The 25217-nt window shown below is 69.9% G+C and carries 27 protein-coding genes; 11 read left to right on the top strand and 16 right to left on the bottom strand.

Features of this window, described 5'->3' with window-relative positions:
* Positions 1–51 precede the first annotated feature (51 nt).
* Positions 52–828, top strand: coding sequence for a phosphate ABC transporter ATP-binding protein PstB (gene pstB, locus GCN81_RS28935; RefSeq protein WP_156727504.1), 777 nt, complete (start codon positions 52–54; stop codon positions 826–828).
* A 155-nt stretch (positions 829–983) separates the two neighbouring features.
* Here pstB and GCN81_RS28940 read toward each other — a convergent pair whose 3' ends face one another.
* Both GCN81_RS28940 and GCN81_RS28945 read right to left on the bottom strand, forming a co-directional pair.
* Positions 984–1982 (bottom strand): inorganic phosphate transporter, encoded by a 999-nt coding sequence (locus tag GCN81_RS28940; protein ID WP_156727505.1) that lies wholly within the window; start codon positions 1980–1982, stop codon positions 984–986.
* 5 nt (positions 1983–1987) lie between these two features.
* Complete coding sequence (locus tag GCN81_RS28945; protein ID WP_156727506.1) at positions 1988–2608, bottom strand: DUF47 domain-containing protein; 621 nt, start codon at positions 2606–2608, stop codon at positions 1988–1990.
* Between the two features lie 222 nt (positions 2609–2830).
* Here GCN81_RS28945 and GCN81_RS28950 point away from each other — a divergent pair, with 222 nt between their 5' ends.
* Positions 2831–3178 (top strand): metal-sensitive transcriptional regulator, encoded by a 348-nt coding sequence (locus tag GCN81_RS28950; protein ID WP_156727507.1) that lies wholly within the window; start codon positions 2831–2833, stop codon positions 3176–3178.
* A 117-nt stretch (positions 3179–3295) separates the two neighbouring features.
* Here GCN81_RS28950 and GCN81_RS28955 read toward each other — a convergent pair whose 3' ends face one another.
* Entirely contained in the window at positions 3296–3475 is a 180-nt protein-coding gene (locus GCN81_RS28955; RefSeq protein WP_197287825.1) for a hypothetical protein, read from the bottom strand.
* A gap of 171 nt (positions 3476–3646) precedes the next feature.
* The gene (locus GCN81_RS28960; RefSeq protein ID WP_156727509.1) at positions 3647–4510 is read right to left on the bottom strand and encodes a hypothetical protein; all 864 of its coding nucleotides are present in this window, start codon (positions 4508–4510) and stop codon (positions 3647–3649) included.
* Positions 4511–4661: 151 nt separating this feature from the next.
* Between GCN81_RS28960 and GCN81_RS32085 the strand changes: the two genes are divergently transcribed.
* Together GCN81_RS32085 and GCN81_RS28965 are read left to right on the top strand one after the other, a co-directional pair.
* Entirely contained in the window at positions 4662–4823 is a 162-nt protein-coding gene (locus tag GCN81_RS32085; RefSeq protein ID WP_197287883.1) for a hypothetical protein, read from the top strand.
* Positions 4824–4882: 59 nt separating this feature from the next.
* Positions 4883–6478: an FAD-dependent oxidoreductase gene (locus tag GCN81_RS28965; protein ID WP_156727510.1), complete on the top strand. Its 1596-nt coding sequence runs from the start codon at positions 4883–4885 to the stop codon at positions 6476–6478.
* Positions 6479–6841: 363 nt separating this feature from the next.
* Here the strand turns inward: GCN81_RS28965 and GCN81_RS28970 are convergent, their stop codons facing one another.
* The 7 genes from GCN81_RS28970 to GCN81_RS29000 form a co-directional block, all read right to left on the bottom strand.
* A complete protein-coding gene (locus GCN81_RS28970; protein WP_156727511.1) occupies positions 6842–7555 on the bottom strand; it encodes a phosphatase PAP2 family protein in 714 nt (237 codons plus the stop codon).
* Between the two features lie 193 nt (positions 7556–7748).
* Positions 7749–8756, bottom strand: a complete 1008-nt coding sequence (locus GCN81_RS28975; RefSeq protein WP_156727512.1) for a bifunctional lytic transglycosylase/C40 family peptidase — start codon at positions 8754–8756, stop codon at positions 7749–7751.
* A 129-nt stretch (positions 8757–8885) separates the two neighbouring features.
* Positions 8886–10253: an FtsX-like permease family protein gene (locus GCN81_RS28980; protein ID WP_156727513.1), complete on the bottom strand. Its 1368-nt coding sequence runs from the start codon at positions 10251–10253 to the stop codon at positions 8886–8888.
* A gap of 3 nt (positions 10254–10256) precedes the next feature.
* Positions 10257–11087: an ABC transporter ATP-binding protein gene (locus GCN81_RS28985; protein WP_156727514.1), complete on the bottom strand. Its 831-nt coding sequence runs from the start codon at positions 11085–11087 to the stop codon at positions 10257–10259.
* 190 nt (positions 11088–11277) lie between these two features.
* Complete coding sequence (locus GCN81_RS28990) at positions 11278–12420, bottom strand: RNA polymerase sigma factor (RefSeq protein ID WP_156727515.1); 1143 nt, start codon at positions 12418–12420, stop codon at positions 11278–11280.
* 21 nt (positions 12421–12441) lie between these two features.
* Positions 12442–12849 carry a YciI family protein gene (locus GCN81_RS28995; protein WP_156727516.1) on the bottom strand — a complete coding sequence of 136 codons (408 nt, stop codon included), beginning with the start codon at positions 12847–12849 and terminating at the stop codon, positions 12442–12444.
* 94 nt (positions 12850–12943) lie between these two features.
* Complete coding sequence (locus GCN81_RS29000) at positions 12944–13414, bottom strand: ATP-binding protein (protein ID WP_156727517.1); 471 nt, start codon at positions 13412–13414, stop codon at positions 12944–12946.
* A 181-nt stretch (positions 13415–13595) separates the two neighbouring features.
* On the opposite strand from GCN81_RS29000, the gene GCN81_RS29005 reads away from it, so the two are divergent.
* The 4 genes from GCN81_RS29005 to GCN81_RS29020 all read left to right on the top strand — a co-directional run bounded on the left by GCN81_RS29005 (position 13596) and on the right by GCN81_RS29020 (position 16035).
* Positions 13596–14447 carry a helix-turn-helix domain-containing protein gene (locus tag GCN81_RS29005; protein WP_156727518.1) on the top strand — a complete coding sequence of 284 codons (852 nt, stop codon included), beginning with the start codon at positions 13596–13598 and terminating at the stop codon, positions 14445–14447.
* Between the two features lie 11 nt (positions 14448–14458).
* On the top strand, positions 14459–14653 hold the full coding sequence (locus tag GCN81_RS29010) for a DUF397 domain-containing protein (RefSeq protein WP_156727519.1): 195 nt from the start codon (positions 14459–14461) through the stop codon (positions 14651–14653).
* Complete coding sequence (locus tag GCN81_RS29015; protein ID WP_156727520.1) at positions 14643–14918, top strand: DUF397 domain-containing protein; 276 nt, start codon at positions 14643–14645, stop codon at positions 14916–14918. The genes GCN81_RS29010 and GCN81_RS29015 overlap by 11 nt, the downstream gene beginning before the upstream one ends.
* Before the next feature lie 646 nt (positions 14919–15564).
* Positions 15565–16035 (top strand): flavodoxin family protein, encoded by a 471-nt coding sequence (locus GCN81_RS29020; protein WP_156727521.1) that lies wholly within the window; start codon positions 15565–15567, stop codon positions 16033–16035.
* 52 nt (positions 16036–16087) lie between these two features.
* On the opposite strand, the gene GCN81_RS29025 is transcribed toward GCN81_RS29020, so the two are convergent.
* The gene (locus GCN81_RS29025; RefSeq protein ID WP_231627054.1) at positions 16088–17038 is read right to left on the bottom strand and encodes a glycosyltransferase family 2 protein; all 951 of its coding nucleotides are present in this window, start codon (positions 17036–17038) and stop codon (positions 16088–16090) included.
* A 91-nt stretch (positions 17039–17129) separates the two neighbouring features.
* Between GCN81_RS29025 and GCN81_RS29030 the strand changes: the two genes are divergently transcribed.
* The 3 genes from GCN81_RS29030 (at position 17130) to GCN81_RS29040 (ending at position 21389) form a co-directional block, all read left to right on the top strand.
* Complete coding sequence (locus tag GCN81_RS29030; RefSeq protein WP_156727523.1) at positions 17130–19121, top strand: GtrA family protein; 1992 nt, start codon at positions 17130–17132, stop codon at positions 19119–19121.
* A gap of 835 nt (positions 19122–19956) precedes the next feature.
* On the top strand, positions 19957–20214 hold the full coding sequence (locus GCN81_RS32625; RefSeq protein WP_231627055.1) for a hypothetical protein: 258 nt from the start codon (positions 19957–19959) through the stop codon (positions 20212–20214).
* Positions 20215–20321: 107 nt separating this feature from the next.
* Positions 20322–21389, top strand: a complete 1068-nt coding sequence (locus tag GCN81_RS29040; protein WP_156727525.1) for a PDDEXK nuclease domain-containing protein — start codon at positions 20322–20324, stop codon at positions 21387–21389.
* A 33-nt stretch (positions 21390–21422) separates the two neighbouring features.
* On the opposite strand, the gene GCN81_RS32090 is transcribed toward GCN81_RS29040, so the two are convergent.
* From GCN81_RS32090 to GCN81_RS29060, 4 genes are all read right to left on the bottom strand, one after another.
* Positions 21423–22508: a hypothetical protein gene (locus tag GCN81_RS32090; RefSeq protein WP_197287826.1), complete on the bottom strand. Its 1086-nt coding sequence runs from the start codon at positions 22506–22508 to the stop codon at positions 21423–21425.
* Positions 22509–22606: 98 nt separating this feature from the next.
* Positions 22607–23368 (bottom strand): class I SAM-dependent methyltransferase, encoded by a 762-nt coding sequence (locus tag GCN81_RS29050; protein ID WP_156727526.1) that lies wholly within the window; start codon positions 23366–23368, stop codon positions 22607–22609.
* A gap of 142 nt (positions 23369–23510) precedes the next feature.
* A complete protein-coding gene (locus tag GCN81_RS29055; protein WP_156727527.1) occupies positions 23511–24242 on the bottom strand; it encodes a class I SAM-dependent methyltransferase in 732 nt (243 codons plus the stop codon).
* Entirely contained in the window at positions 24239–25216 is a 978-nt protein-coding gene (locus tag GCN81_RS29060) for a WecB/TagA/CpsF family glycosyltransferase (protein ID WP_156727528.1), read from the bottom strand. Before GCN81_RS29060 ends, GCN81_RS29055 begins: the two co-directional genes overlap by 4 nt.
* Position 25217: the final 1 nt, after the last annotated feature.

A 25217-nucleotide genomic window follows, 5' to 3' on the forward strand; every position in this document is an offset into this window, starting at 1 on the left:
CGCCGCGCGGGGCCCCAGCGACTGAACCTCCCGAAAGAAGTAGTGATCCACATGGCCAAGCGAATCGACGTCAGCGGCCTCACCGCCTACTACGGCAGCCACAAGGCCATCGAGGACATCTCGATGACCGTGGAGCCCCGCTCCGTGACCGCCTTCATCGGCCCGTCCGGCTGCGGCAAGTCCACCTTCCTGCGCACCCTCAACCGCATGCACGAGGTCACCCCCTCGGGCCGTGTCGAGGGCAAGGTCCTGCTCGACGGCGAGGACCTGTACGGCTCCGGGGTCGACCCGGTGAACGTGCGCCGCACCGTCGGCATGGTGTTCCAGCGCCCCAACCCGTTCCCCACGATGTCGATCTTCGACAACGTCGCGGCGGGCCTGCGCCTGAACGGCTCGTACAAGAAGAACGAGCTGAACGACATCGTCGAGAAGTCCCTGAAGGGCGCCAACCTCTGGAACGAGGTCAAGGACCGCCTGAACAAGCCGGGCTCCGGCCTCTCCGGCGGCCAGCAGCAGCGTCTGTGCATCGCCCGCGCGATCGCGGTCGAGCCGCAGGTGCTGCTGATGGACGAGCCCTGCTCGGCCCTCGACCCGATCTCGACCCTCGCCATCGAGGACCTTATCGGCGAGCTGAAGGAGCGCTTCACGATCGTCATCGTGACGCACAACATGCAGCAGGCGGCCCGTGTCTCCGACCGCACCGCGTTCTTCAACCTCGCGGCGATCGGCCAGCCCGGCAAGCTGATCGAGATCGACGAGACGGAACGAATCTTCTCCAACCCGTCCGTCCAGGCGACCGAGGACTACATCTCGGGCCGCTTCGGCTAGAGCCAGACCGCTAGACCGCTGACACCTGAGCCGCTCGGCTCCCAGGACTGCCTCACGGTGCTGCATGGCGGTGCCACCGTGCAGGCGAAAGGGTCCGCCCCCTCTCGGAAGAGAGGGGGCGGACCCGTTTCACGTTCACGGTGGCAGCGCGAGCCCTACAGGAACGCGACGTTCACGACCCAGAAGCTGAGCGCCGCGACGAACGCCGCCGCGGGCATCGTGATGAACCAGCCCATGACGATGTTCTTGGCGACACCCCAGCGCACCGCGCGCGACCCCTTGGTCGACCCCACGCCCATGATCGCCGAGGTGATCACATGCGTCGTCGAGATCGGCGCGTGGAACATAAACGCGGTGGTGAACATGATGCCCGCGCCGGTCGTCTCGGCGGCGAAGCCCTGCGGCGGGTCCAGTTCGATGATCTTCCGCCCGAGCGTCCGCATGATCCGCCAGCCGCCCGCGTACGTACCGAGCGAGAGCATGATCGCGCAGGAGAACTTGACCCAGACCGGAATCGGGTCACTCGGATTCTCGATATCGGCGATGACCAGGGCCATCACCACAATGCCCATGGTCTTCTGCGCGTCCTGCAGACCGTGGCCGAGCGCCATTCCGGCGGCCGAGACGGTCTGGGCGATACGGAATCCGCGTTTGGCCTTGTGTGGATTGGATCTGCGGAACATCCACATGATCGCGACCATCACCAGATAGCCGACGACCAATCCCACAAGGGGCGACAGGAACATCGGGATGACGATCTTCTGGAGCACCCCCGACCAGATAACGTCGATTCCCCCGGCGAGCGCCGCGCCGACCATGCCGCCGAACAGGGCGTGCGAGGACGACGAAGGCAGCCCGAAGTACCAGGTGATCATGTTCCAGGCGATCGCCCCGACCAGCGCCGCGAAGAGAATCCACATTCCCTTACGGCCCTCGGGCGTCTCGATCAGCCCCTCACTGACGGTCTTGGCGATCCCGCTGCCGAGGAAGGCACCGGCGAGGTTCATAACCGCCGCCATGGCCAGCGCGGCGCGCGGGGTGAGCGCGCGGGTGGAGACCGAGGTCGCGATGGCGTTCGCGGAGTCGTGGAAGCCGTTGGTGTACGTGAATCCGAGCGCGACACCGATGGTCACGACAAGGGCAAAGGTGTCCACGAGGTTCAGGACTCCTTGACCGCGATGGTCTCCACGGTGTTGGCGACGGTCTCAAACGCGTCGGCCGCCTCCTCCAGTACGTCGACGATCTGCTTGAGCTTGAGCACCTCGATGGCGTCGTACTTGCCGTTGAAGAGGTGGGCGAGGAGCTTGCGGTGTACCTGGTCGGCCTGGTTCTCGAGGCGGTTGATCTCGATCCAGTACTCGGTGAGGTTGTCCATCGTCCGCAGGTGCGGCATGGCCTCGGCGGTCAGCTCGGCCGCCCTGGCCAGTACCTCGACCTGCTGTTCGACACCCTTGGGGAGTTCCTCGATGTTGTAGAGGACGACCAGGTCGACGGCCTCCTCCATAAAGTCCATGATGTCGTCGAGGGACGACGCGAGAGAATAGATGTCCTCACGGTCGAACGGTGTGATGAACGAGGAGTTCAGCTGGTGGAAGATCGCGTGAGTCGCATCGTCACCGGCGTGTTCCGCTGCCCGCATCCGCTCCGCGATCTCGGCCCGGGCGGAGGGGTCAGCCCCGAGCAGTTCCATCAGGAGCTTGGAGCCCGTGACGATGTTGTCCGCGGACGCGGCGAACATGTCGTAGAAGCTCGTCTCCCTGGGGGTCAGACGAAAGCGCACGTGGGGTCCTCGGGGTGCTCTGGATTCGGTCAGGCTGATGCTAGGCGCATCATCCGGCCACGACTAACCGGCCGCCCACCAGTGTCGCGCATCAGGCACAGTGAACCGTACGGCCCCTGATTCGACCCCGACGTGGCGCTGGTAAATCCGCTAAGATATACCCACGGGGGGTATATAGATGATGAAATTCGTGATAGTTCGCCAGTTCACCAGGAGGACGCGATGACGACCACCGAGGCCGGCGCGGCGACCCCAGCGCCCTCCACGGAAACCCCGCACGACCGTGGTGTGCACGGATACCACCACCAGAAGGACGAGCACCTGAAGCGGCTGCGCCGTATCGAGGGCCAGGTCCGTGGCCTCCAGCGGATGGTCGACGAGGACGTCTACTGCATCGACATACTCACCCAGGTCTCGGCCAGCACCAAGGCCTTGCAGTCCTTCGCGCTGCAACTGCTTGAGGAGCACCTGCGGCACTGCGTCGCGGACGCCTCCATCAAGGGCGGCGACGAGATCGACGCCAAGGTCGAGGAAGCGACGAAGGCGATCGCCCGGCTGCTGCGTACCTGACGCGATACCTGACTCGCGGTATCTGACTCGCGGCACCTGGTGCGCGACAGTCATATGGCGCGGCGGGTTCCGGGCCGCGCCATATGACGTCGGGCGTCGAACGTCGGGTGTCGAGCGTCAGGCTCGTTCCGCCGCCTGGCGCTCGTCCGTGACCCTGAGCACCTCGTCGATCCGGTCATCCGTGAGGCGCTCGTCCGCGGCGGACGCCGCGATGATCAAGTCGCCACACAGCTCGATCTCGGCAAGGGCGACGTGATCGTGCACCGCCGCCTTACTCGGCATCGCAGCCACGCGCATCACCTCTTCCTACCCCACCGTCGCTTCCTAGCGTAGGGAGGGGTCTACACAACGCGCATGGCACGGAAGGGCTATTCTCCGCGCGTCGCATAGCCACCCCGGGGCCCTCCCCGGGCCCTACCGGGCCCACCCGGGCGCTACTGCCGCCCTGGGGGCCCTGCTCCGGTGCCCCTACCCGGCTTCCCACTCCTCAGCGATCTTGCCCGCGAAGATGTCCCCCGCGGCGGGGAGTTCCGCGTTCACCGGCGTCCCGAACCCGTAGAGCAGCGTCGTCGACGCCACCTCCACCTCGTCCGACCGCCCACCCGCGCTGGGTCCGCCGCTGTGGGTGAAGTGGAAGCGGTGGCGGATCTTGCGCAGCCGCCCCTCGTCGTCGAGGTAGACGTCGAACGCCACGTCGCGCTTGCTGAACCCTTTCGCCGCGGCCTCCAGCGACCCTCGGTTCTGCTTCGACGCGGCCTTCGCGGCCCGGCCGATGTCGGCGGTCCCCCGGTAGTGCCGTACGGGGGTCCCGGCGAGCTTCGTCCGGCCGACGTACGTCGCCGCCCGCGCGCCCCGCAGGAGCTCGGCGGCGGCCATCGGGTCGGTCACCCCGCCGGTGACGAGGTTGCCGTCCGACAGCGTCGTCGTGTCGACCCGCACCCACTTGTCCGGGGGCACGCCGGCGCCGCGGTTCTTCATGTACAGCGCTCCGGGCGCGAGCAGTTCGGTGATCGGCTGCTGTCCGGGCTGACCTGACGGCTCCTGCGGCAGCGTCACCTTCAGCTGCCCCATCCGGTCCTTGAAGTCGTACGTGCCCCGGCCCCGGATGGTGACCCGGGTGCCGCCGGTCGCCATCTCCATGGCCGTACGGGCCTTGGCGCTGCCCGCGCTCTCCAGCGTCACGGGTACCCGGTGCACGGCGGCCACCGCGTCCTCGGGCGTCTGGTCGTCGGCCGCGGCCCCGCGGTCGGCGCATCCCGCCGTGCTCCACATCACCAGGGCCGCCGCGGCTACCGCCGCACCGCCTCCGCGCCCATGCTGCCGCACCACCATCGCCTGCCTTCCCCCGACTGGCCGTCTGCCCGCGGGGCCCGTCGTCGTCGTTCCGCTTAACGACCGGTCCTGGCCGCCGTCACGGGGCGGGCCGCGCGCCCCAGGGGCGCGGTGGTGTGAGGGACGGCGGCGGCTGGGTACCGTGGAGGCTGTGTCACCCCCGGAACAGCACCGCAGCACCACGGCCGAGCTAGGCCCTTTCTGCTTCGCTCGCTGCGTCTGCGGCTGGCGAGGCCCGGCCCGCCGAGCGCGCTCCAAGGCCCGCGACGACGCGGAGACCCACGACCGCGATCCGAGCCCGACCGCCGCCTGAGACCGTCCGTCACCTGAGACCCGTCCGTCACCTGAGGCCGTCCGACTCCCAGGAGCCCCATGGATCGCCGCTCTCTCCTCACCGCGACCGCCGCCGCGCTGACCGCCTCAGCCTGCGCGACCCACGACGATCCCAGGACAGACACCACAGCCGACGCCACAGCCGACGCCAAAGGCGGAGCCAGCCCCGCCCGCTCCCCCACGCGCTCCCGTACCCGCTCCCCCACCCCCGACTGGCCCGCCCTCGCCCAGGACCTGGACGGCACCCTCGTCCGCCCCGGCGAAGCCCACTGGGACACCGCCCGCCAGCTGTACAACCGCCGCTTCGACGACCTCCGGCCCACCGCCGTCGCCTACGCCACCCACGCCGACGACATCCGCACGGCCCTGGCCTTCGCCCGCCGCACCCAGACACCGGTGGCCCTCCGCAACGGCGGCCACTCGTACACCGGCTGGTCCTCAGGCGACGGCCGCCTGATCATCGACGTATCGCCGCTGGACAAGATCTCCGTACGAGGCTCGACGGCCACCATCGGCGCGGGCGCCAGGCTGATCGGCGTCTACCGCGCGCTCGCCGCCCAGGGCGTCACCCTCCCCGCGGGCACCTGCCCCTCCGTCGGCATCACCGGCCTCACCCTCGGCGGCGGCCATGGCGTGGGCTCCCGCGCCTACGGTCTGACCTGCGACAGCCTCACCCAGGCGACCCTGGTCACGGCCGACGGCACGGAGCTGGTGTGCGACGACGAGAAGGGCGGCAGGCACCGCGATCTATTCTGGGCCCTGCGGGGCGCGGGCAACGGCAACTTCGGCGTCGTGACCGAGCTCCGCTTCCGTACGCACCCCGCGCCCCGCGCCGTCAGCGCGTATCTCAACTGGCCCTGGAGCCAGGCCCGTCAGCTGCTCACGGCCTGGCAGCGGTGGGGACCGGACCAGCCCGACGAGATCTGGTCCTCGCTCAACTTCGCCGCCGAGCCGGGCGCGCGGCCCACCTACTACCTCACCGTGTTCTCGCTCGGCGGCTACGACGAGCTGCAGAACGCCGTCGACCGCCTGGCCGACGCCGTGGGTTCATCGCCGAGCCGGGTGATCATGGAGCGCCGCGACTACCTGGAGGCGATGGACCTGTACGCGGGCTGCGCGGGCCGCACCGACGCCCAGTGCCGCCTGCCGGGGACCACTCCCGGTCGCGATCCCGAGGGCGTACTGCGCCGTGGGACCTACGCCTCGCGCTCGGACTTCTTCGACCGCTCGCTGCCCGATGCTGGCGTACGGACCCTGCTGGGCCAGCTGGAGCGCCTGGAGGGGATGCCACGCGAGGCGGGCAGCAGCGGGTCCATGCTGCTCACCGCGCTCGGCGGGGCGGTCAACCGGGTGGCCCCGGACGCCACGGCGTTCGTCCACCGCCGCAGCCGGATGCTGGCGCAGTACATCGGCGCGTGGGAGGCAGGGACCCCGGGAAGCGTCGCGCGGGGGTGGCTGAAAACCACCCATGACGCCCTGCGCCCGTACACGTCGGGCGCGGCCTACCAGAACTACCCGGACCCGACGCTGCCCAACTGGCGCACCGCGTACTACGGTTCGGCGGCGCCCTGGCTGGCCGAGGTGAAGAAGCGGTACGATCCGGCCCGGCTCTTCGACTTCCCACAGGCGATCTGAGCGGGGCCTGAGCGGGTTCTGAGCGGGTTCTGAGCGGGTTTCGACGGCGGGCTCTCACCCGTACGGCCCTATCGACCCCGCGTCGGCTGGCCCACCCGGCGTAAGCACGCTGTCCTGAACGGGTGACCCTCCACCCCACAGACCACACCCGCCACTCCCGCCACCCCCCGCAGCCCGCGCACCCTCCGCAGCCCCGGCAGCCAGGGCAGCCCCGGCCACACCGAGCGGGTCGCAGCGCGATCAGGCTGGCGTTCGGCGCCTCAGCCCTGTGCGCCCTGGCGGCCGTACTCCTCCAGCTCGTCCCGGCCCTGCGCTGAACCGCTCAACCGCTGGGCCGCTGGGCCGCTGGGCCACCCAACCCCGTCACGCCGCGAGGTCCTTCCCGCCTGACCCCGCCGACCCCGCTGACCCGGCCGTCGCCGCGGCCCGTGGCTCGGGCAGCTCCACCGCCCCCGCGACCGGCCGCGCCCGCACCAGCCACCCCAGCCGTCGCGACCGGGAAACCGCCCTGGTCAGCGGCGTGAGCAGGGCCATCGCCAGCGGCGCGAGCAGCAGCGTCACCGCCGTACCGAGGGCGAATCCGCCGATCACGTCGGTCGGGTAGTGCACCCCCAGGAACACCCGCAGCAGGCCCTCGACCATCGCGAGCCCGATCGCCACCAGGCCGAACTTCCGGTGGGCGACGAACAGCCCGACGCCCAGCGCCATGGCCAAGGTCGCGTGATCGCTGACGAACGAGTAGCCGGACGGTTCGTCGCCCAGCACCGCGATCCCGTCCTGCTCGACGAACGGCCGTGGACGCCCCACGAAGCCACGGATCGGGATGTTCACCAGCAGCGCGCCCAGCGCGGCGAGCGGCGCCCAGAGCACGGCGGCGACGGCCCCCTCCGGGTCGGCCACGCGCCGTACCGTGATCCAGCACCAGAGCACCAGCAGCACCATGGCCGCCAGCAGCCCGTACTCGCCGACGAACCCCAGGGTCAGGTCGAGCCAGCGTGGGGTGCTCTCGGCGAGGCCGTTGATATCGCGCAGCAGCCCGACGTCGGGGTTCGACCCGGAGGTCTCCAGTACAGCCATGGTGCCGTGGCCCCTTGTCCTCGTCGCCGGGGTGATGCTCCGGAAGGTGATGTTCCGTCAAGAGAACGCCACCATCCCCCATGGGAACGTTCCTTCCCCCCATCTACGTTCCACTCTCCACCGAAAGATCACCGCGACGTTATCGAAGAGAGACACAATCACCGCAGCTCAGGGGCGGGGCATAACGGAGAGTTCAAGCCACCTCACCCGCCGGAAGGGCCTTGGCACCGGCTTCCGTTACGCGCGTGGCCCCGAAGTAGTCGGGTGTGTCGACTGGCGCGAAACGGATGACGGCGCCGGGCCGGGGAGCGTCGATCATGTACCCGCCACCCACATAGATCCCGACATGCCGAATCGCCCGCGAATTGGTCAGATCGTCGGAGAAGAACACCAGATCCCCGGGGAGCAGCTCATCGCGCTTCGGGTGCGGACCCGCGTTGTACTGGTCGTTGGCCACCCGTGGCAGCGTGACCCCGACCTTCTCGTACGCCGCCTTCGTCAGCCCGGAGCAGTCGAACCGGCCGTCCTGTTCCGGCGTGCCGTTCCCGCCCCACAGGTACTCCTTGCCGAGCTGCTCCTGCGCGAAGGAGATCGCCCCCGCCGCCTGCTTCGACGGGTCGACCCGCCCGACCGGCCGGGCGAAGCTCTTCTCCAGCTGCTGGATGTTCTTCACGTAGTTCTGCGTCTCGCTGTAGGGCGGCACGCCTTTGTACTTGATGACGGCGTACGCGCCCGCGTTGTAGGCCGCGAGCATGTTGTGCGTCGGATCTCCGGGCGCGTCCTTCACGTACTCGGCCAGCTTGCAGTCGTACGTGGCGGCCGACGGGATCGCGTCGTACGGGTTCCAGACGTCCTTGACGCCGTCCCCGTCCCCGTCGACGCCGTGCGCCGCCCAGGTCCCGGGGATGAACTGCGCGATGCCCTGCGCCTGTGCCGGGCTCTGCGCCTTCGGGTTCCACCCGCTCTCCTGGTACAACTGCGCGGCCAGGAGTGCCGGGTTGATCGCCGGGCAGAGGTTGCCCCATTTCTGCACGACCGGCTGGTACTCCGCGGGCACCGCGCCCTTGGCCAGCCCGACGGCTCCCTTGCCCACGCCGTTGACGAGATTCCCGGCGACCATGACGGTGCCCACCACCAGCAGCAGAACGAAGCTGAGCATCCCCGCGAAGCAGACACCGGCCAGCAGCCACGCCTTACGCACCGTCAACCACCCCTAGCACCCTGGAAGTCCGCGGAAGTCAGCCGAAGCCGTCGAAGCCCGCGGCTAAGTCTAGAACCGGGTCATGGCTGTACGGGCCCGGAAACCGAGCCCGTACAGCGCGGGAATGGCTCACGCGGCCAGCGCCACCGCCTCCACCGCCGGAGTCCGCAGCCCCCGCCGCGCCGTCCCCAGGCTGGTGACCAGCGTCGCCGCCGCGGCGATGGACACCACCCCCAGCCAGATCCCGAGCCCCTGCCCCTGACCCGGCCCCGACCCCGACCCCAGCGGGAGCGCCTCGTCCACCCGTACCGAACTGAACGCCACGATCCCGGCGAGCCCCGACAGCGTCCCGAAGAACACCCCGGTCAGGGTCAGCACCAGACCCTCCACGCCGACCATGCCGAGCACCTGCGCCGGAGTCGCCCCGGCCAGCCGCTGCTGCCCGAACTCCCGGCTCCGGTAGGAGGTCGCCGCGTACAGGCTGTTGATGAGCATCACGCAGGCGAAGACCACGATGATCCCGACGACGACGAGGTTCAGCGTCTCCAGGTTCTTGTCGTCCACGGACTTGGCCACGCCCGACGCCTTGATGGCGTCGTTCTCGATGGCCTGCATATACAGCGTCGCGGTGGCCATCCCCGTGAACAGCACCAGCGGCATCAGCACCCCGGCCAACTGCGCGGCCCGCTGCCGCATGTTGTGCACCGTCAGATACCCGCTGGCCCCGGCGAGCGCCCCGAGCGGCCGCTCCAGCACACCCAGCACTCCGCTCAACAGCCGTGGCGACAGCAGCGCGAAGCCGACCGACAGCAGGATCGCGCCATACGCGGGTGCCGCCATCAGCGCGGGCTCCGTCGCGTCCATCGCGAAGGTGGCGCTGACCGCACCCGCTCCGGCGACGAGTGCGCCGTACGCGAAGAACCCGCGCAGCCGGGTACGGGGCTCGCGCTCCCCCGTCGCGACGGCCCTGGTCGCCCGCCGCACCGCGAGGAACGCGGCACCGGCGCAGGCGAGCAGCATGATGGAGAGCCCGGACATCAGCGCGACGGGCCCGAAGGCGTAGTCCACCCGCTCCGCGACCTGCCCACTGTCCCGAAAGACGGACAGCAGCGCCCGCCCCGCGAGCATCGCGGGCCCCACCGCCAGCACCGAAGCCACCAGCCCCACCACCGAGGCCTCACCCACCACCATCCGCCGGATCTGCGCCGGGGTGGCCCCGGTGTTGCGCAGCAGGGTGATCTCCTCGTGCCGCTGCCGTACGTTCACGGTCAGCGTCGAGGCGACGGCGAAGAACACCAGCAGCGTCCCGTAGCCGCCGACGACGGAGGCCGAGGTGGTGAGCGTGTCGGAGCTGACGGTGTCGACCCCGGCCCCACCCGCCGTGTCATGCATCGAGTTGAAGGTCATGATGATCGTCGCGCCCAGGAAGGCGGACAGCAGCGTCGCGACGAAGCGCCCGGGGCGCAGCCGGATGGATCGCATGGCGAGCGAGAACATGGCTCAGACCCCCAGCGGAGCGTCGTAGCCGGAAGCATCGGCATCGGCGCTGTCACCGAGGTGCGCCATCCGCTCGGCCACCGCGTCCACGGTCGGCGCGTGCAGCTCACCGGCGAGGCGCCCGTCCGCGAGGAAGACGACGGAGTCGGCGTACGAGGCGGCGACCGGGTCGTGCGTCACCATGACGACGGTCCTGCCGTGCACCCGTACGGTCTCCCGCAGCAGCCGCAGCACCTCGCGAGCACTCCGGGTGTCCAGCGCGCCGGTCGGTTCGTCGGCGAAGATGACGCTCGGCTCGGTGACGAGGGCCCGCGCGATGGCGACCCGCTGCCGCTGCCCGCCGGAGAGCTCGTCGGGCCGGTGCCCGAGCCGGTCGCCGAGCCCCACCTGCGCGAGGATCTCGCGCGCCCTGTTCCGGTCGATCCGCCGCCCGGCGAGCTTCAGCGGGAGGGTGGTGTTCTGCTCGACGGTGAGCGTCGGCAGCAGGTTGTACTGCTGGAACACGAACCCGATCCGCTGCCGCCGGAACTTGGTGAGCGCGGCCTCGGTGCCGCCCGTCATCTCCTCGCCGTCCACCCTGACCACCCCACGGTCGGGCCGGTCGAGCCCGGCCGCGCACTGCAACAACGTGGACTTACCGGACCCGGAGGGCCCCATGACGGCGGTGAAGGTCCCGGCCCGCAGCCCGAGGCTGACGCGGTCGAGCGCGGTGACGGCGTTCTCGTCCGACGACCCGTAGGTCTTGGTGACGCTCACCAGACGCAGGGCCTCGGAGCTGGTGCTCCGGCCGGGCCCGGCGGTCCCCTTGCGGCTCGTTCCCGTACGACGAAACATGTCGGCCTCTCCGTTGCTTCGTAGCTTCGTGGCTTCGTAGGCGCTCCCTGCGCCATGCCTACGAAGCTACGGACGGTGACGGCGGTACACATTGGGCGTACACCCCGAGTGCGGGGTGGTGCTGGCTACACCCTGCGCTGGACTTCACCCGCTATCCACAGCCTGTGGACAACTTCCCGGCTTCCCGACTTCACGGTCGGCGGGCGTTGAGCCGGGCGGCCTGGCGCGTCAGGTGGTCGCGCTCGGCGAGGTTGGGGGCCTTGTGGGCCGCCTCGGCGTACAGCCGTGCCGCCGTCGCCTGGTCGCCGTCGCGCTCATGGAGGTACGCCGCCACGGCGGTGTGGCGGGGCAACGAGTCCTCCAGCTCCGCGAGCGCGGTCAGCCCGGCGCGCGGTCCGTCGGCCTCCCCGACGGCGACGGCGCGGTTGAGCCGTACGACCGGGCTGTCGGTCAGGCGGGTGAGCTCGTCGTACCACTCGACGATCTGCACCCAGTCGGTCTCCTCGGCGGTGGGCGCGTCAGCGTGCAGTGCCGCGATGGCGGCCTGGGCCTGGAACTCGCCCAGCCGGTCACGGGCGAGCGCCGCCTGCAAGATCCCCACACCCTCGGCGATCAACGCGGTGTCCCACCGGCCACGATCCTGCTCGGCGAGCGGCACCAGGCTGCCGTCAGGCGCGGTCCTCGCGGCGCGCCGGGCGTGGTGGAGCAGCATGAGGGCGAGCAGGCCCGCCACCTCGGGGTGGTCGATCGCGGCCGCGAGCTGCCGGGTGAGCCGGATGGCCTCGGCGGCGAGGTCGACGTCACCGGAGTAGCCCTCGTTGAAAACGAGGTAGAGGACGCGCAGCACGGTGGCGACGTCGCCGGGCTGGTCGAACCGTATGCCGGAGACGGTGCGCTTGGCCCGGCTGATGCGCTGCGCCATGGTCGCCTCGGGCACCAGGTAGGCCTGGGCGATCTGGCGGGTGGTCAGCCCGCCGACGGCGCGCAGCGTGAGCGCGACCGCGGATGCCGGGGTCAACGACGGGTGGGCGCACAGGAAGTAGAGCTGAAGCGTGTCGTCCACCGAGGGCGCGGGCCCGGGCCCCGGCTCCTCCTCGACGCGCTCCTCACGCCTGCGGCGGGCGGTGCTGGCGCGCGTCGCGTCGAGGAACTTGCGCCAAGCCACGGTGACCAGCCAGCCCTTCGGGTCGCGCGGCGGCGCTTCCGCCCAGACCCGTAGCGCCTCGACCAGAGCGTCCTGCACGGCGTCCTCGGCCACCGCGAAGTCAGCTCCGCGGCGGACGAGGACGGTGAGCACGCGCGGCGTGAGGCTCCTCAGCAGAACCTCGTCCATCAGTGACGTCACTGTGTGATGTCACTCGGTGATGGTGGGCGGCGCGGCCAGGAACGGGCGCACCTCCAGCCACTCGTGGATCGGCTTGCCGCCCGCGCCGGGGGCGGCGGACAGCTCCCCGGCCAGCTCGACGGCGCGCTCGTAGTTGTCGACGTCGATGATCATCCACCCCGCGATGAGATCCTTGGTCTCCGCGAACGGCCCGTCGGTGACCGGCGGACGCCCCTCACCGTCGTAGCGGACCCAGGCGCCCTCGGGCGCGAGCGCCTGACCGTCGACGAACTCGCCGGTCTTCTCCAGCCGGTCCGCGAAGTCCTGCATGTACTGCACATGCGCCGAGATCTCCTCCGGCGTCCACTGGTCCATCGGGACGTCGTTCACGGCGGCCGGGGCGCCACGGTAGTGCTTGAGCAGCAGGTACTTGGCCATGATGCTTCTCCTCGATGCTGGTGCGACCGACCCATTGTGGTCGTGTTCACTACGGGGACGGAGCCAGCCACGCCTTCTCGACATCCTGGCCCGATTAGTTTTCGGCAGGTGTCGCAGCTGTCCAGCGCCAGCCCTTCACCCGGAACTCCACCCACAGCAGCTTCCCGGGCCACCGCCACCCGAAATCGTCTCCCGCCAGGCTGTACGCGCCCCACTCGTCGGCGCACAGTTGCACCAGGAAGAGCCCGCGCCCCGACTCGGCGCACTCGTCCGGGGCCCGCCCCATCCCCTGGAACGGCGGCGGGATGTCGGGGTTGCTGTCCCACACCCCGACCCGCACCCGATCCGGCGCCATCACCCGCAACCGGAGCGCGTACGGCCCGCCCGAGTACTGGTGAGCGTTGGTGACAAGCTCACTGGCCAACAGCTCGGCGGTCTCGATGAGTTCGGGGAGGTGGTGGGACCGGAGTACGGCACGGAGGGTGGTGCGGGCGATTCCGGGGGCGCGGGGGTCGTGGGGGAGGTGGAGGGTGTAGGTCCAGGGGGCGGTTACGGTGGCGGTCATGGGGTTCTCCGTTCAGGTAGGGGGAGTTGGCTGATGTCCCAGTGACCCGGCCGCTCCGTCGAGCGGGGTACTTCTGGGTGGGGGCCCGAGTTAGAAGATAGGGCGCAACAAAGTTCCTTTGCAGAGATACGAGAAACTTTGGCAGACTTCCCCCCGTGTGGGTGACAGCAGAGGAGTTCGCATGACCCCGAGGCCTGCCTTGACAGCTCGCCGCCTCAGACTGGCGGTGGAGCTACGCAAGATGCGTGAGCGGGCAGGAATGACCGCAACAGACGCGGCTCGCGCGCTCAGCAGCAGTTCGGGCCAGCTCAGTAACGTCGAGTCCGCCCGGTTCGGGGTCAGCCCCGATCGCATCCGGGCTATGGCGCGCGTGTACTCCTGCCCCGACCAGTCTTTGACCGATGCCTTGGTCGAGATGGCAGCTGACAAGACACGCGGCTGGTGGGAGACATACCGCGAGGTGCTGCCGTCGGGCCTACTGGACCTGGCCGAGTTGGAGCATCACGCAACCGCTGTGCGTACCGCGTACACCTCTCACATCCCTGGACTGCTCCAGACGACCGATCACGCCCGCGAGATCTTCCGCCATGTCATCCCTGCCCCCACGCCTCCCGAGGTCGAGCACCGCGTTTCCCACCGCATCAAACGGCAGGACGTCATCTACCGAGACGAACCAACCCCGTACAGGACCGTCATTCACGAAGCAGCCCTGCACATGCGGGTCGGCGGACGGGACGTAGCACGCGCCCAGCTCCAGCACCTGCTCAACATGAGCGAGCGGAGGCACATCGCCATCCGGGTGCTCCCGTTTGACGTCGGCGCGTTCCCCGGGTCAGGCCAGTCGATCAACTACCTGCACGGCCCGGTACCACCGTTGGATACCGCCCAGCTCGACCAGTTCCACGGCCCCGTACTGCTTGACGCCGAGGCCCACTTGCAGAAGTACCGGCGGCTCCTCGACACCGTGGAGGCCACCGCCCTCAGCCCCGAGAAATCCCGGGACCTGATCCGCTCCATCGCTCACGACCTGTGAAGGGAACGCACATGCCTGTGCGCAGTTGGCAGAAGTCGTCCTACTGCCAGGAGGGCGACGCCTGCGTACACATCGCCACCCCCCATGCCGGAACCATCCAAGTGACCGAATCAGCTGACCCCACCCGATCCATACTCTCGACCACCCCGCACGCGTTCACCGCCCTCCTCCGCACCCTCAAGGAGACCCGCCCCCATGGCTGCTGACGTACCGCCGAACCTGACCTGGGTCCGAGCCGCGCCTGAAGACGCCACCGGGCCCGGCCCCTGGATCGAGCTCGCCTTCGGCGACGACGGCACCGACAACCCCCCGGTCTATATCCGCGAGACCAGCGACCCGGACAACGTCGTCACGACCACCCAACGCAAGTGGGACGCCTTCGTACTCGGCGTACAGGCAGGCGAGTTCGACCACTTCGTCGAAGGCGTAGAAGGCGCCGAGGAGGTGCGCGGCTGGCCTGAGAGCCCGTAGGGGTGGACGACTTCATTGGGACTCAGGCACCACGACTCCGACTGACCGAACCACTTGGGTCAGTTGCCGAACTGGAGCGGTCTGTGCCCGGCCTTGGTGCGCATCGGCTGGCTACGCCAGCCAACGTGGACTGGGGCGTGGTCGAGTCCGAGCTGGGCACGGCCCCGTCCCAGCGGACTTCAAGCTGCTGTGCGGCCTCTATCCGACGTTCGACCTGGGCGACTTCTTCCTGTGGTGTACCAGCCCCGCCGGGCCCGAGGAATGGGCGGTCACCGTCGCGTCACGCAACGGTGGATGGTGGCATTACGCCGGAGGCACGGTTCAGTTCCTCGCCGACCTGGTGACGGGGGCCGTGGAGCCCTGGGGGCTCCCTCCGGTCCGTGCGGAGGTCACCTGGTCACTCAGCGGGGACGCCAGTCGGACCAGCTGAGCCGGTGGGCGAGGTCGTTCAGCGGGCGGAACGTACAACTCCCGGTCCGCCGCCGCGTGCCCGCGCATCCCCGCAGAGACGAGAGACGAGATAGGCGGCGACCTGGGGGGCTTGGCGCTGCCCCCGCGCGATGTGGCTGCCATCACACGCGGGTGGTGTCACATCTGATGCCGCTGCCCCCGTCCTACTACCGAAGCGAGGGAAGGGACCGTGAGGATGAAGACCATCATCGTGTGCGCCTCCGTGTCGCACGGCAATACGCGTCGTGTCGCCGACAGCATGGCGCAGGTACTGGGCGCGAAGGTCGTCTCCCCCGAGCAGGCCGACCTGGCGGAGCTGGCCGACGCCGACCTCGTGGGATTCGGCTCAGGCGTCTTCTACAGCAGGCTCCACTCCCACCTGACCGACTTCGTCAAGGCACTTCCCGCCGGGCGGGGCCGGGCGTTCGTGTTCGCCACCAGTGGGCTCCCGGACATCCCCTTCGCGCCTTTCACCCGCCCCCTTGTCCAACTCCTCGAAAGCAAGGGCTTTGAGGTGGACGGGAGCTTCTCCTGCCGGGCGTTCGACACCTGGACACCCTTCAAGCTCGTCGGCGGTATCAACAAGCAGCGGCCGAACGACGGGGACCTGGCCGCCGCGCGGGCGTTCGCCGAGCGGCTACGGGACGGGCGAGGACCGGCGTCCTGACACATGCCGCTCCACCCAGCCGGGGCCAGAACCCGAGATTCTCAGCAACCTTCTAGTACGCCAGCGGGAGCGTAATCCCTGCTGGGGAAGGAGCCTGGTAGGGCAGGTACGCAAGGCGGGCCTGTTCCTGCCGGGAGTACATGAACGATTCGAGGATGTAGCCGACAAGCAGCACGAGAACCGCGATGATCATGATGGCGGCGGCCAGGACGGCGGTCGGCAGCCGGGGCACGGTCCCCGACTGGGCGAACTCGGCGACGACGGGCAGTCCCAGCGCCACCGAGGCGGTCATCAGCATCGCGGCGATCACCGAGTGGAACAGCGCCGGGCGCTGCCTTCGGGCCAGCCCCAGAATGAGGCTGAGGATGCGCCAGCCATCGCGGTAGGTGCGCAGCTTGCTCGTGCTCCCGGCCGGGCGGTCCTTGAAGTCGACCTCGATCTCGGCCGTCGGCAGGCGCAGGCTGAGCGCGTGCACGGTCATCTCGGTCTCCGTCTCGAACTCACGCGACAGCGCGGGGAAGGACTTGACGTACCGGCGCGAGAAGACGCGGTAGCCGCTGAGCATGTCGCTCACTTCGTTGCCGAACAGTGAGGCGACGGCGCCGGTGAGCACCTTGTTGCCGACCGCGTGTCCGGTCCGGTACGCGGTCTCGACGATCTCCCGGCGGGCACCAACCACCTGATCGTAGGGACCCTCGAACAACAGGTCGACCATCTCTCGGGCGCGCGAGGCATCGTAGGTGTCGTCCCCGTCGATGATCAGCAGCGCGTCGGCCTCGACGTCGGCGAAGGCGCGGCGGATCACGTTGCCCTTGCCCTTGTGCGGTTCGTGTCGCACCGTCGCACCCGCCGCCTCGGCCTCGGCGACGGTGTTGTCCGTCGACGCGTTGTCGTACACATAGACCAGGGCCTCAGGCAGGGAGGCGTGCAAGTCGCGCACGACCTTCCCGATGGCCGCCTCTTCGTTGTAGCAGGGGACAACACACACGACGGTAGGGCTCATCAACATCCCTCGAAACGCCACGATTGCTTCACCTGAGCACTTATATCGGGCATTTTAGACATTCTTCGCCCTCTGTCGTTAGCTTTGACGCATGCTGCTTTCGACGTCGTGGGAGCGACGTGTGCCCGCGTGGTTGCGGAGGATCTGGCGGGAAGTCGCGGCCTTCGGCACCGTCGGCGCGCTCGCGTTCCTCGTGGAGACCGCGGCGTTCAACCTCCTGATCCTTGGCGCGGGGGACGGCGGCGGCTCACTGAGCGGCGCACCGGTCCTCGCCTCGGCCGTCGCCACGCTGCTCGCCATGGCGGTCAGCTGGTTCGGCAACCGGCACTGGACCTACCGCGACCGGAAAGGCCGGATCGACCGGCGCGAGGTCGCCTGGTTCCTGGCCGTCAACCTGGCGGGACTGTTCGTCACAGCCGTTCCCCTCTACGTCGCACACGAGTTCTTCGGCCCTGGCTCGCCGTTGAGCGACAACGCGGCACGGCTGGTCGGGTGGGCGGCGGCGTCCCTGCTGCGCTTCACCGCGTACCGCAGTCTCGTCTTCACCTCCACCCGAGAGGACTCCGCACCCGTGCCCAGTACCACCGACCGGCGGACTCTGACGCTCCGTCACGACCGCTACTGGCCCTGGTGTCTCGCGGCCGTCGCGGCGTTCTGCGGCTACGCCGTGTCCGTGGTCTTCCATCCGGGATTCCTCAGCAAGGACAGCGTCGAGCAGTTGCTGCAGGCAGAGGGCGTCCGGCCGGTGACCGACTGGCACCCGCCGGTGATGGCACTGCTGTGGCGGACCCTCATCGACATCACCGGGGCGCTCGCGACGATGGCCGCGCTGCAGGCCGCGGTGCTGTGGGGGGCGTTGTGGGCAATCGCCGTCGCCGTCTGGAAGCGCACCGGCAGCCGACCTCTTTCGCTCCTGGCGCTTTCGATCGGTCTGGCACCCCACATCGTGACGTTCACAGGTGTGGTGTGGAAGGACACCCACATGGCCTACGCGCTGCTGGCGGTGTGCGCGATCGCGTTCCTCGCGCGCGAGTTGCCCGCGGGCCGCGACCGTACTCGATGGGCCCTGCTGGCACTGGGCATCCTGTTCCTCGCCTACGCGATCCTGGTCCGGAAGAACGGTTTCCCGGCCGCGGTCGTGGTCTTCGTTCTCCTCGTCCTCGCCATCTGGCCGAAGCCCGGCCGACGCCGCTGGCTGGTTGCCGTCGGCTCGTTGCTGGCGATCACGGCCGTCGGCAGCGTGCTCGTGTCCTCGGCGACCCATCCGGTCGCCGCCCGGCAGCACGCACAGATCCCGCTCGACGACGTGGTCCACGTACTGACACCGGAACAGGTGCGCACCGCGGCCGAGAAGGCGGGCGCGGACCCGGAGTTCCGCGACACCCTCGTCTCCACCGCCCGCAAGTGCCGGCAGCGGGACATCCCCGCGGACGCGTACTTCGCCTGCTACCCACGCACGCCGGGCGATCGTCCCATCGGCCCGACGATCCCCGCCGAACACGCCGACGTGCTGGTGAAGATGTGGGTACAGCAGATGCCGCAGCACGCGGCTGGCTATGTCGAGTACCGCACCCGGATCTTCGCCAGGTTCCTCTTCCAGGGCAACCTGCCTTACTTCAACGGCACCTGGCAGGGCACACCAGAGAGCGTCCAGGTGAACCCGACCCTCAACGCCACCCTCAGGTCCTACGTGACCGGCTTCGTCCGGGATGTTCCAGCGCTCTTCCAGGGCTGGTTCTGGCTGACGGTGGCCCTGATTCTGCTGCTACGACGCCGCTGGAGCGGCCTCTGGGCCCGTGACCTGCGCCTCCTCGGCGCCAGCTCCGTGCTCTACCTCGCCACCTATTTGCCCACCGCACCCGAGTCGAACTACCGGTCCATGTACTGGCCCGCCCTCGCGGGCACCCTCGCGGCGGTCCTGATCGTGTCGTCCCACGTGACGCGCCGCCGTGCACCCCGGACCACCGAGGAGACCAAGGAGACTAAGGAGACCGAGGAGTCGGCGCCGACAACGTACCCCGACGAGAGCCCAGCCACACCGCGCCCCGACAACTGGCGCGACCGGGCCGACGCCTGGAACTGACGGCCGGTGAAACGGGTGATGGTCGTTCCCCTCCATTCGGCGCAGGGGCACCGCGCGTCGTTGGCCCATTGCGATGACATTCGTACAGCATTCCGTGGCGCGCTGAGGCGGCACGTACGGACCGAGGGACGCTCCTCTCGCCTCCGGCCGGAGCCCCAGATGTCCGCACCGACGAGGGAGTAACCGCATGGGTCCTGTGCCCAGGACTAGCCGACGCAGGTGGCTGGCCAGCAGTCTCGTTCTTCCGGTGGCGCTCGCACTCGCGGGCTTCACCGCACCCGTCGCCGTAGCCGCGTCTCCCACCGCGGAGTCGGCCACGCTGGCGGCCCCCACCACCGACAAGTGCCCCCCGCACAAGCCGCACCACAAGCCGAAGCCGAAGCCGAAGCCGAAGTCGGATAAGCGCGGGATGGCCGATGGGGCAGTCCCGAGCACCGACAAGTGCCCTGGGCCGCCTGGCCCGCCCGGGCCCAAGGGCCCCAGAGGACCCAAGGGGCCCAAGGGGCCCAAGGGCGACACGGGACCTGCGGGCCCTGAAGGACCGGCAGGCCCGAAGGGCGACACTGGCGACACGGGTCCGCAGGGTCCGGCAGGCCCCCAAGGACCGGAAGGACCGGCAGGACCGGCAGGACCGGCAGGCCCCGAAGGACCCGCAGGTCCGAAGGGCGACACCGGCGACACAGGACCCGCAGGCCCCCAAGGCCCAGTAGGTCCCGAAGGTCCCGAAGGCCCCCAAGGACCGAAGGGTGACACCGGCGACACGGGACCGACCGGACCGTGCTCCAGCATTGATTCGTACCTGCCGTCGAACTCGGAGGAGTTCACCGTCGTCCTCGTGGACGGCGAAACGAGCATCGGCCGTAGGGCGAGGCCTGCGGTCGGGCAGGACTTCGGTCCCTTCGCCTGGCAGGACCTGTCAGGCAACACCGGCTACCCGGACGGCGTCTGCTCGGTGACGGGCAGCACCCAGGGCAACGACACCTGGGTCAAGGCGCTGACGACCGACGGCACGGTGTACCAGACGCGCTGCGACTCGGAGGGTCAGTCGCTGGTCTGCGAGGAAGCGTGGGTCGAGGTCACCGCCCAGCCGTGACACCCCGCGCCGGGCCCGGCCCCCGGGGAATTTGATCTCACCCGTTCGGAGGACACGGGCGCCGATACGCGTACACGCGACCGAACGCGGACGAAGAATCGGCGCCCGTGACCAAGAACAACACCACTGGCAGGCCCAGCCTCCCCGCACAGCAGCAGCCGCTGCCCTCCTGGTACGGCGACCTGCTCGGCGAGATCAAGCAGACCGTCTCCCAGGCCCGCATCCGCGCCCAGCGGGCCGTGAACACCGAACTCATCCAGATGTACTGGGAGATCGGCCACCAGATCCTGCGCCGCCAGCGCGAGGAAGGATGGGGTACCAAGGTCGTCACCCGCCTCGCCGCCGACCTCAAGACGACCTTCCCGAACCAGCGCGGCTTCTCCCGCACGAACTTGATGTACATGCAGCAGATGGCCCGCACCTGGCCGGACCCAATTGTCCAACAGCCTGTTGGACAATTGCCCTGGGGCCACATCACCGTCCTCATGCGCAGCCTCAAAAACCCCGATGACCTCGACTTCTACGCCACCGAGGCGGTCCGCTACGGCTGGTCCCGAGGCTGGCTGGAGCACTGCATCGCTCAGGGGCTGCACCTCACCCAGGGCGCCGCCCCCTGCAACTTCGAGGCGACGATCCCCGAGGGATCGAAGATCGTGCAGGACATCACCAAGGACCCGTACCGGCTCGACTTCCTCAGCCTCGACGGCGAGTACACCGAACGCGAACTCGAAGACGCCCTGGTCGCCAACATCGTCCGCTTCCTCACCGAACTCGGCGTCGGCTTCGCCTTCATGGGGCGCCAGGTCCCGCTCCTCATCGGCGGCGAGGAGTACCGCATGGACCTGCTCTTCTACCACGTCAGGCTGCGCCGCTACGTGGTCGTCGAGCTGAAGACGAAGGACGCGCTCCCCGAGCACGTCGGCAAGCTCGGCTTCTACGTCACGGCAGTCGACCAGCTGGTACGCGACCCGGAGCAGGACAACGAGACGCTCGGGATCCTCATCGGGTCCAAGCACAACCGTGCCGCCGTCCAGATGGCGCTGCAGAGCAACAACAGCCCGATGGCGGTCAGTACGTACTCCATCTCCTCGCTCACGCCGGAGATGCGCGCTCTGCTGCCCACCGAGGAGGACCTCTCCCGAGTAGCGCAGGACGTCCTGGACGCCAACGCGTAGCTGGCAACACTGGCAGGACCAGTGACGGACCTCTTAGTCACCGCCACCGCCACCGCCACCACCGTCCCCGCCACCACCGCTACCGCCGTCGCCACCGCCGCCTCCCCCGCCGTCGCCGCCATCGCCGCCGTCTGAGCCCCAACCATCGCCGCCGCCAGGCTCGTTGTCCTCCCTCCCGGAGCCGAGGTTGCTGTACCAGGGTTGCTCCCAGGGGCCCACCACGAAGGCGTCATCCGCCGACGCGTCGCGCCGGGCCTGGAAGCGGTACGTACCCGTGCCGTCCCCGAGCCCGAATGCGGTCGCGAAGGTGTGCGCCATCACCGCGGCAAGAGGGTCGGACGTGTCGTATCGCACCCCGGCCAGAGGCAGCAGCACAGTGCCCGGCTCGGGGCGGGTGCGGGGGCCCGGCCGGGTGAGGAGCGCGACCCGGTGTCCGTCCCTCAGGAGCCGCGACGTGCTGGCGCTCTCCCGTTGCAGCTCCCACTGGCCCTGCGGCGTCCGCGCGGACACGGAACTCCGCGACTTCCGCCAGACCTTGGTGAGCGTGAGCTCCGCTGGCACCTCGCCCACGGTCAGCACCAGGCCCTTCCCCGGCGAGGTGTCACCCGCGTACAGCCCACCCGGCGCCCGTACCCGTACGACAGGCGCGCCCGGTCCCCACACATCCACCCGCACCAGCCGCCGGTCAACGGCGACCGCAACCGGTCCCAGGGGCCCGGCGGCAAACCGCCGCGCGATCCACAGCGGCACCCCCTCCGACCTGGCCCGCGCCCCCAGCGCGGCGACCTCATCGGGCCCACCGCACCGCTCAACCGCCAACTCCCCTAGCTGCCGCGCGAACTCAGCGGCCTGCCGCACCTTGACCGGCTTCGCCGTCCCGGTGACGCGTGTCACCGGCACCACTCCCGGCCCGTCCGCCAACGCCCGCAGCTCCCGCTCGGAGCCCCCGCCCCCAAGCCAGCCCCCGCGCAGGTACGCCTCCGCCATGGCCCCGAGGTTGAGCTCGCTCAGAGCCGCCGTCCGCCCTCCGACTCGCAGGCCGTCCGCACTCAACTCCACCGTCTGTGCGAGGGGGTTCCAGGACCGCCCCTCCTCGTAGACCGCTACTGCGTGACTCACGCGCACTCTCCCCCGCGACTCAGAAGACCACTCAAAAGACCGGCCAGCATCCAACACAGCACGACGCCGAACGGCAACTTCTCGGTTCGCGGGAGGTCTCAGGTGCGGGGGCGGTAGGTGTCGAAGGCTGCGAGGAACGGGTTCGCGCGGTAGGGCTGCCAGTAGGCCTCGCCCTTTCTGGCTATCGCGTCCGCGGGGATCTCGGCGGGGTGCCAGACGGGGGCCGCGAGTCCGGCCGAGGTGGCGGCTTCCTCGTAGACGTCGCGGTCCCAGCGGCGGTAGCGCAGCCGGGTCGGAGGTGTGGACAGGATGTCCATGGCCAGCTCGGTGTGGCGGAAGCCGGGGGCCGCGTCGACGACCCGGAGCCCGTACGGCTCCCAGGAGGGGCCGGAAGGGTCGTAGTCGGGGCCGATGGTGATGGCGACCAGGCGGCCGCCCGGGAGCAGGTTGGCGTGGAGCGCGGTGAACATGGACGCCAACTGGTCGGGGCTGTCGGCGTAGTTGAACAGCCAGACCGCGGTCGCGGCCTGGAAGGTGCCCAGGACCGGCATGCTGGCGACGTCGTGGACGTGGTACGCGGCGCCGGTCGGCTCGTCCTGCTCGATCCGACGGGCCAGCGCGACCATCTCGGCCGAGATGTCGACGCCGACGGCGGTCTTGGCGCCGAGTTGTTTGACCAGCCGGGTGTAGTGCCCGTAGCCGCAGGCCAGGTCGAGTACGTCGGCGCCACTGACGTTTCCGAGGAGCCTGCGGACGGTGTGCTGCTCCGGGAGGGGGTTGTGGGACCGTTTGAACTGGAGGTAGCGCTCGCCGACGGCGTCGTATTGGGCGGGGCTGGTGGCGGGGTTGGTAGGGCGCATGGAGGTTGCGGTCTCCTTCTGGCTAGAACCAGCTAGAACCAGAGCAGTCGGACTAGAGCAGTCGAACTGGAGACTGATATCGCGTCAAGTACCCGCCCGGCCCCCCGCGTCCCGGGTCATCTTGCGTAACGTGCGTACGGCGTCACGGCACGGTGTACGGGTGCGCTACGCCGTCCTCTTCCTCGTGCTGGCACTCCTCGTCGTCCTTGAACAGGACCAGTTCGCAGCTCAGCATCTGGCCGGACTCCGGGTGCGAGGGGCCAGGGACGACGGACATCAGGGTGAGGCCGAGGGTCTGCTGGGCGTAGCTGAGGGTGTGGTTGAAGGGGAGGGCAGGGGTCGGGTCCGGACCCGGACCCGGTCCCGGTCCCGGTCCCGGTCCCAGGGATGTTCCGGTCTGGAGGCCCGCGCACTCGGTGATGTACTCGCCGGTGCCGCGCAGCGCCCGTGCCTCGTGGCCGCGCGTGTCCAGCTTCAGGAAGACCCGTTCGCCGGGGGCTACGACCTCCTCCCACAGGTCGTCCAGGCGGCGCGGCCCGGTCGGCTGACCGTCGCTGGTGTCGCCGAGCGCGAAGGGCAGTACGGACCAGCGCTCGTCGGCCGCCGCCGCGCGGTGCAGCGCGGCGCGCGGGGCTCTGAGCGGCTCGAACGAGACGATGCGGCCGTGGTAGCCGCCGCGCCGGAGCTGGGTGCCGTAGCCGCCGGAGCGCCCGCCGACGTCGAGGACCAGGTCGACGGCGTACCGGTGCAGCAACTGGACGAGCTGCGGGCCTGACCAGCAGGGCGGGGTCGGCGGGCGGCGGAGGGCAGGGCCAACGCCGGCTCCGGTGGTGATGCGCTGGGCCAGTTCGCGGGCCCGGTGGACGAGGGTCATACCCGTACCGCTCCTTTACTTACGGCCCACACGAACCGGGGGTTGTTCCACAGCGCCCGGCGCCACCCAACCCCCCGCCGCCGCGCCGCCCCCGACACCTGGTCGACCGCCGCGCGCCCGACCGCGACGTACACGGCGGGGTGTGCGGCGGCCAGTTGGGCGGCCTCCCGGTTCTGGCGCGGGGCGTCGAGGCCGAGCCAGACGAGTTGGGCGCCGCTGTCCCTGATGCGGGTGAGCTGGGCCCGCCGTTCCTCGGCGGTGGGTTCGCGGCGTGGCGGGGCCTCGGCGCCGACGACGCGGGCGCGGGGGTAGCGGTCCAGGAGTGCGGAGCTGAGGCGGTCGACGGACGCCGGGGTCACCCCGATGAGGTAGTGGCGCAGGCCGACGGACTCGCCGACGCGGAACACGTCCAGCAGGAGTTCCGGTCCGTGCACGCGCTCGCGGGGGAGTCGGCGGTCGTGGTGGACGAGGCGGTTGGCCCAGCCCACGCCGGGGCCGTCGGGGAGGTTGAGTGCGGCGGAACGCAGCAGTCCGCGCAGTCTCCGGTCGCGGTCGGCGAGGGCGAGGGCGTACGCGTCGCAGAGGTGGACGTCGGCCGCGGTGCCGCCTGCGGCGAGCCGTACGACCGCGGCGGCGGCCTCGGCGGGGCGTAGGGCGGCCAGCGGCACTCCGGCGCAGCTGACGGTCGCGGCGGCGACACCGGCACCGGCGTCGGGTACGCCGTCGGTTGTGCCCCGGGTGGCGCGGGCGGCTCCGGTGGCACGGGTGGCGCGGGCCGCCGTGTGGGCGGCGAAGGCGGCGCGGGCCTCGGAGGCGGCGCGTGCGACGCGCTCGCCGGTGTCCCCCGGTTTCGGTCCCGGTTCCAGGCCCGGGCCCGATTCCAGTCCCCGCTCCAGTCCCGAACTCGGTCCCGAACTCGGCCCCCGTCTCCGTCCCGGCCTCCGTCCCGGATCAGGCGTCGTCGTCGTGGTCATC

The organism is Streptomyces apocyni (assembly GCF_009739465.1).
Classification (GTDB): Bacteria; Actinomycetota; Actinomycetes; order Streptomycetales; family Streptomycetaceae; genus Streptomyces; species Streptomyces apocyni.

Excerpts from the sequence above, each read along its gene's own strand:
- GCN81_RS28970 (WP_156727511.1), bottom strand. The coding sequence starts at position 7,555 with ATGGCTGTACTGGAGACCTCCGGGTCGAACCCCGACGTCGGGCTGCTG.
- GCN81_RS29025 (WP_231627054.1), bottom strand. The coding sequence starts at position 17,038 with ATGAGCCCTACCGTCGTGTGTGTTGTCCCCTGCTACAACGAAGAGGCG.
- pstB (WP_156727504.1), top strand. The coding sequence starts at position 52 with ATGGCCAAGCGAATCGACGTCAGCGGCCTCACCGCCTACTACGGCAGC.
- GCN81_RS28980 (WP_156727513.1), bottom strand. The coding sequence starts at position 10,253 with ATGTTCTCGCTCGCCATGCGATCCATCCGGCTGCGCCCCGGGCGCTTC.
- GCN81_RS28950 (WP_156727507.1), top strand. The coding sequence starts at position 2,831 with ATGACGACCACCGAGGCCGGCGCGGCGACCCCAGCGCCCTCCACGGAA.
- GCN81_RS29020 (WP_156727521.1), top strand. The coding sequence starts at position 15,565 with ATGAAGACCATCATCGTGTGCGCCTCCGTGTCGCACGGCAATACGCGT.
- GCN81_RS28990 (WP_156727515.1), bottom strand. The coding sequence starts at position 12,420 with ATGGACGAGGTTCTGCTGAGGAGCCTCACGCCGCGCGTGCTCACCGTC.
- GCN81_RS29030 (WP_156727523.1), top strand. The coding sequence starts at position 17,130 with ATGCTGCTTTCGACGTCGTGGGAGCGACGTGTGCCCGCGTGGTTGCGG.
- GCN81_RS28995 (WP_156727516.1), bottom strand. The coding sequence starts at position 12,849 with ATGGCCAAGTACCTGCTGCTCAAGCACTACCGTGGCGCCCCGGCCGCC.
- GCN81_RS29000 (WP_156727517.1), bottom strand. The coding sequence starts at position 13,414 with ATGACCGCCACCGTAACCGCCCCCTGGACCTACACCCTCCACCTCCCC.
- GCN81_RS29055 (WP_156727527.1), bottom strand. The coding sequence starts at position 24,242 with ATGACCCTCGTCCACCGGGCCCGCGAACTGGCCCAGCGCATCACCACC.
- GCN81_RS29050 (WP_156727526.1), bottom strand. The coding sequence starts at position 23,368 with ATGCGCCCTACCAACCCCGCCACCAGCCCCGCCCAATACGACGCCGTC.
- GCN81_RS29015 (WP_156727520.1), top strand. The coding sequence starts at position 14,643 with ATGGCTGCTGACGTACCGCCGAACCTGACCTGGGTCCGAGCCGCGCCT.
- GCN81_RS29005 (WP_156727518.1), top strand. The coding sequence starts at position 13,596 with ATGACCCCGAGGCCTGCCTTGACAGCTCGCCGCCTCAGACTGGCGGTG.
- GCN81_RS28985 (WP_156727514.1), bottom strand. The coding sequence starts at position 11,087 with ATGTTTCGTCGTACGGGAACGAGCCGCAAGGGGACCGCCGGGCCCGGC.
- GCN81_RS28960 (WP_156727509.1), bottom strand. The coding sequence starts at position 4,510 with ATGGTGGTGCGGCAGCATGGGCGCGGAGGCGGTGCGGCGGTAGCCGCG.
- GCN81_RS28955 (WP_197287825.1), bottom strand. The coding sequence starts at position 3,475 with ATGCGCGTGGCTGCGATGCCGAGTAAGGCGGCGGTGCACGATCACGTC.
- GCN81_RS28965 (WP_156727510.1), top strand. The coding sequence starts at position 4,883 with ATGGATCGCCGCTCTCTCCTCACCGCGACCGCCGCCGCGCTGACCGCC.
- GCN81_RS29060 (WP_156727528.1), bottom strand. The coding sequence starts at position 25,216 with ATGACCACGACGACGACGCCTGATCCGGGACGGAGGCCGGGACGGAGA.
- GCN81_RS29010 (WP_156727519.1), top strand. The coding sequence starts at position 14,459 with ATGCCTGTGCGCAGTTGGCAGAAGTCGTCCTACTGCCAGGAGGGCGAC.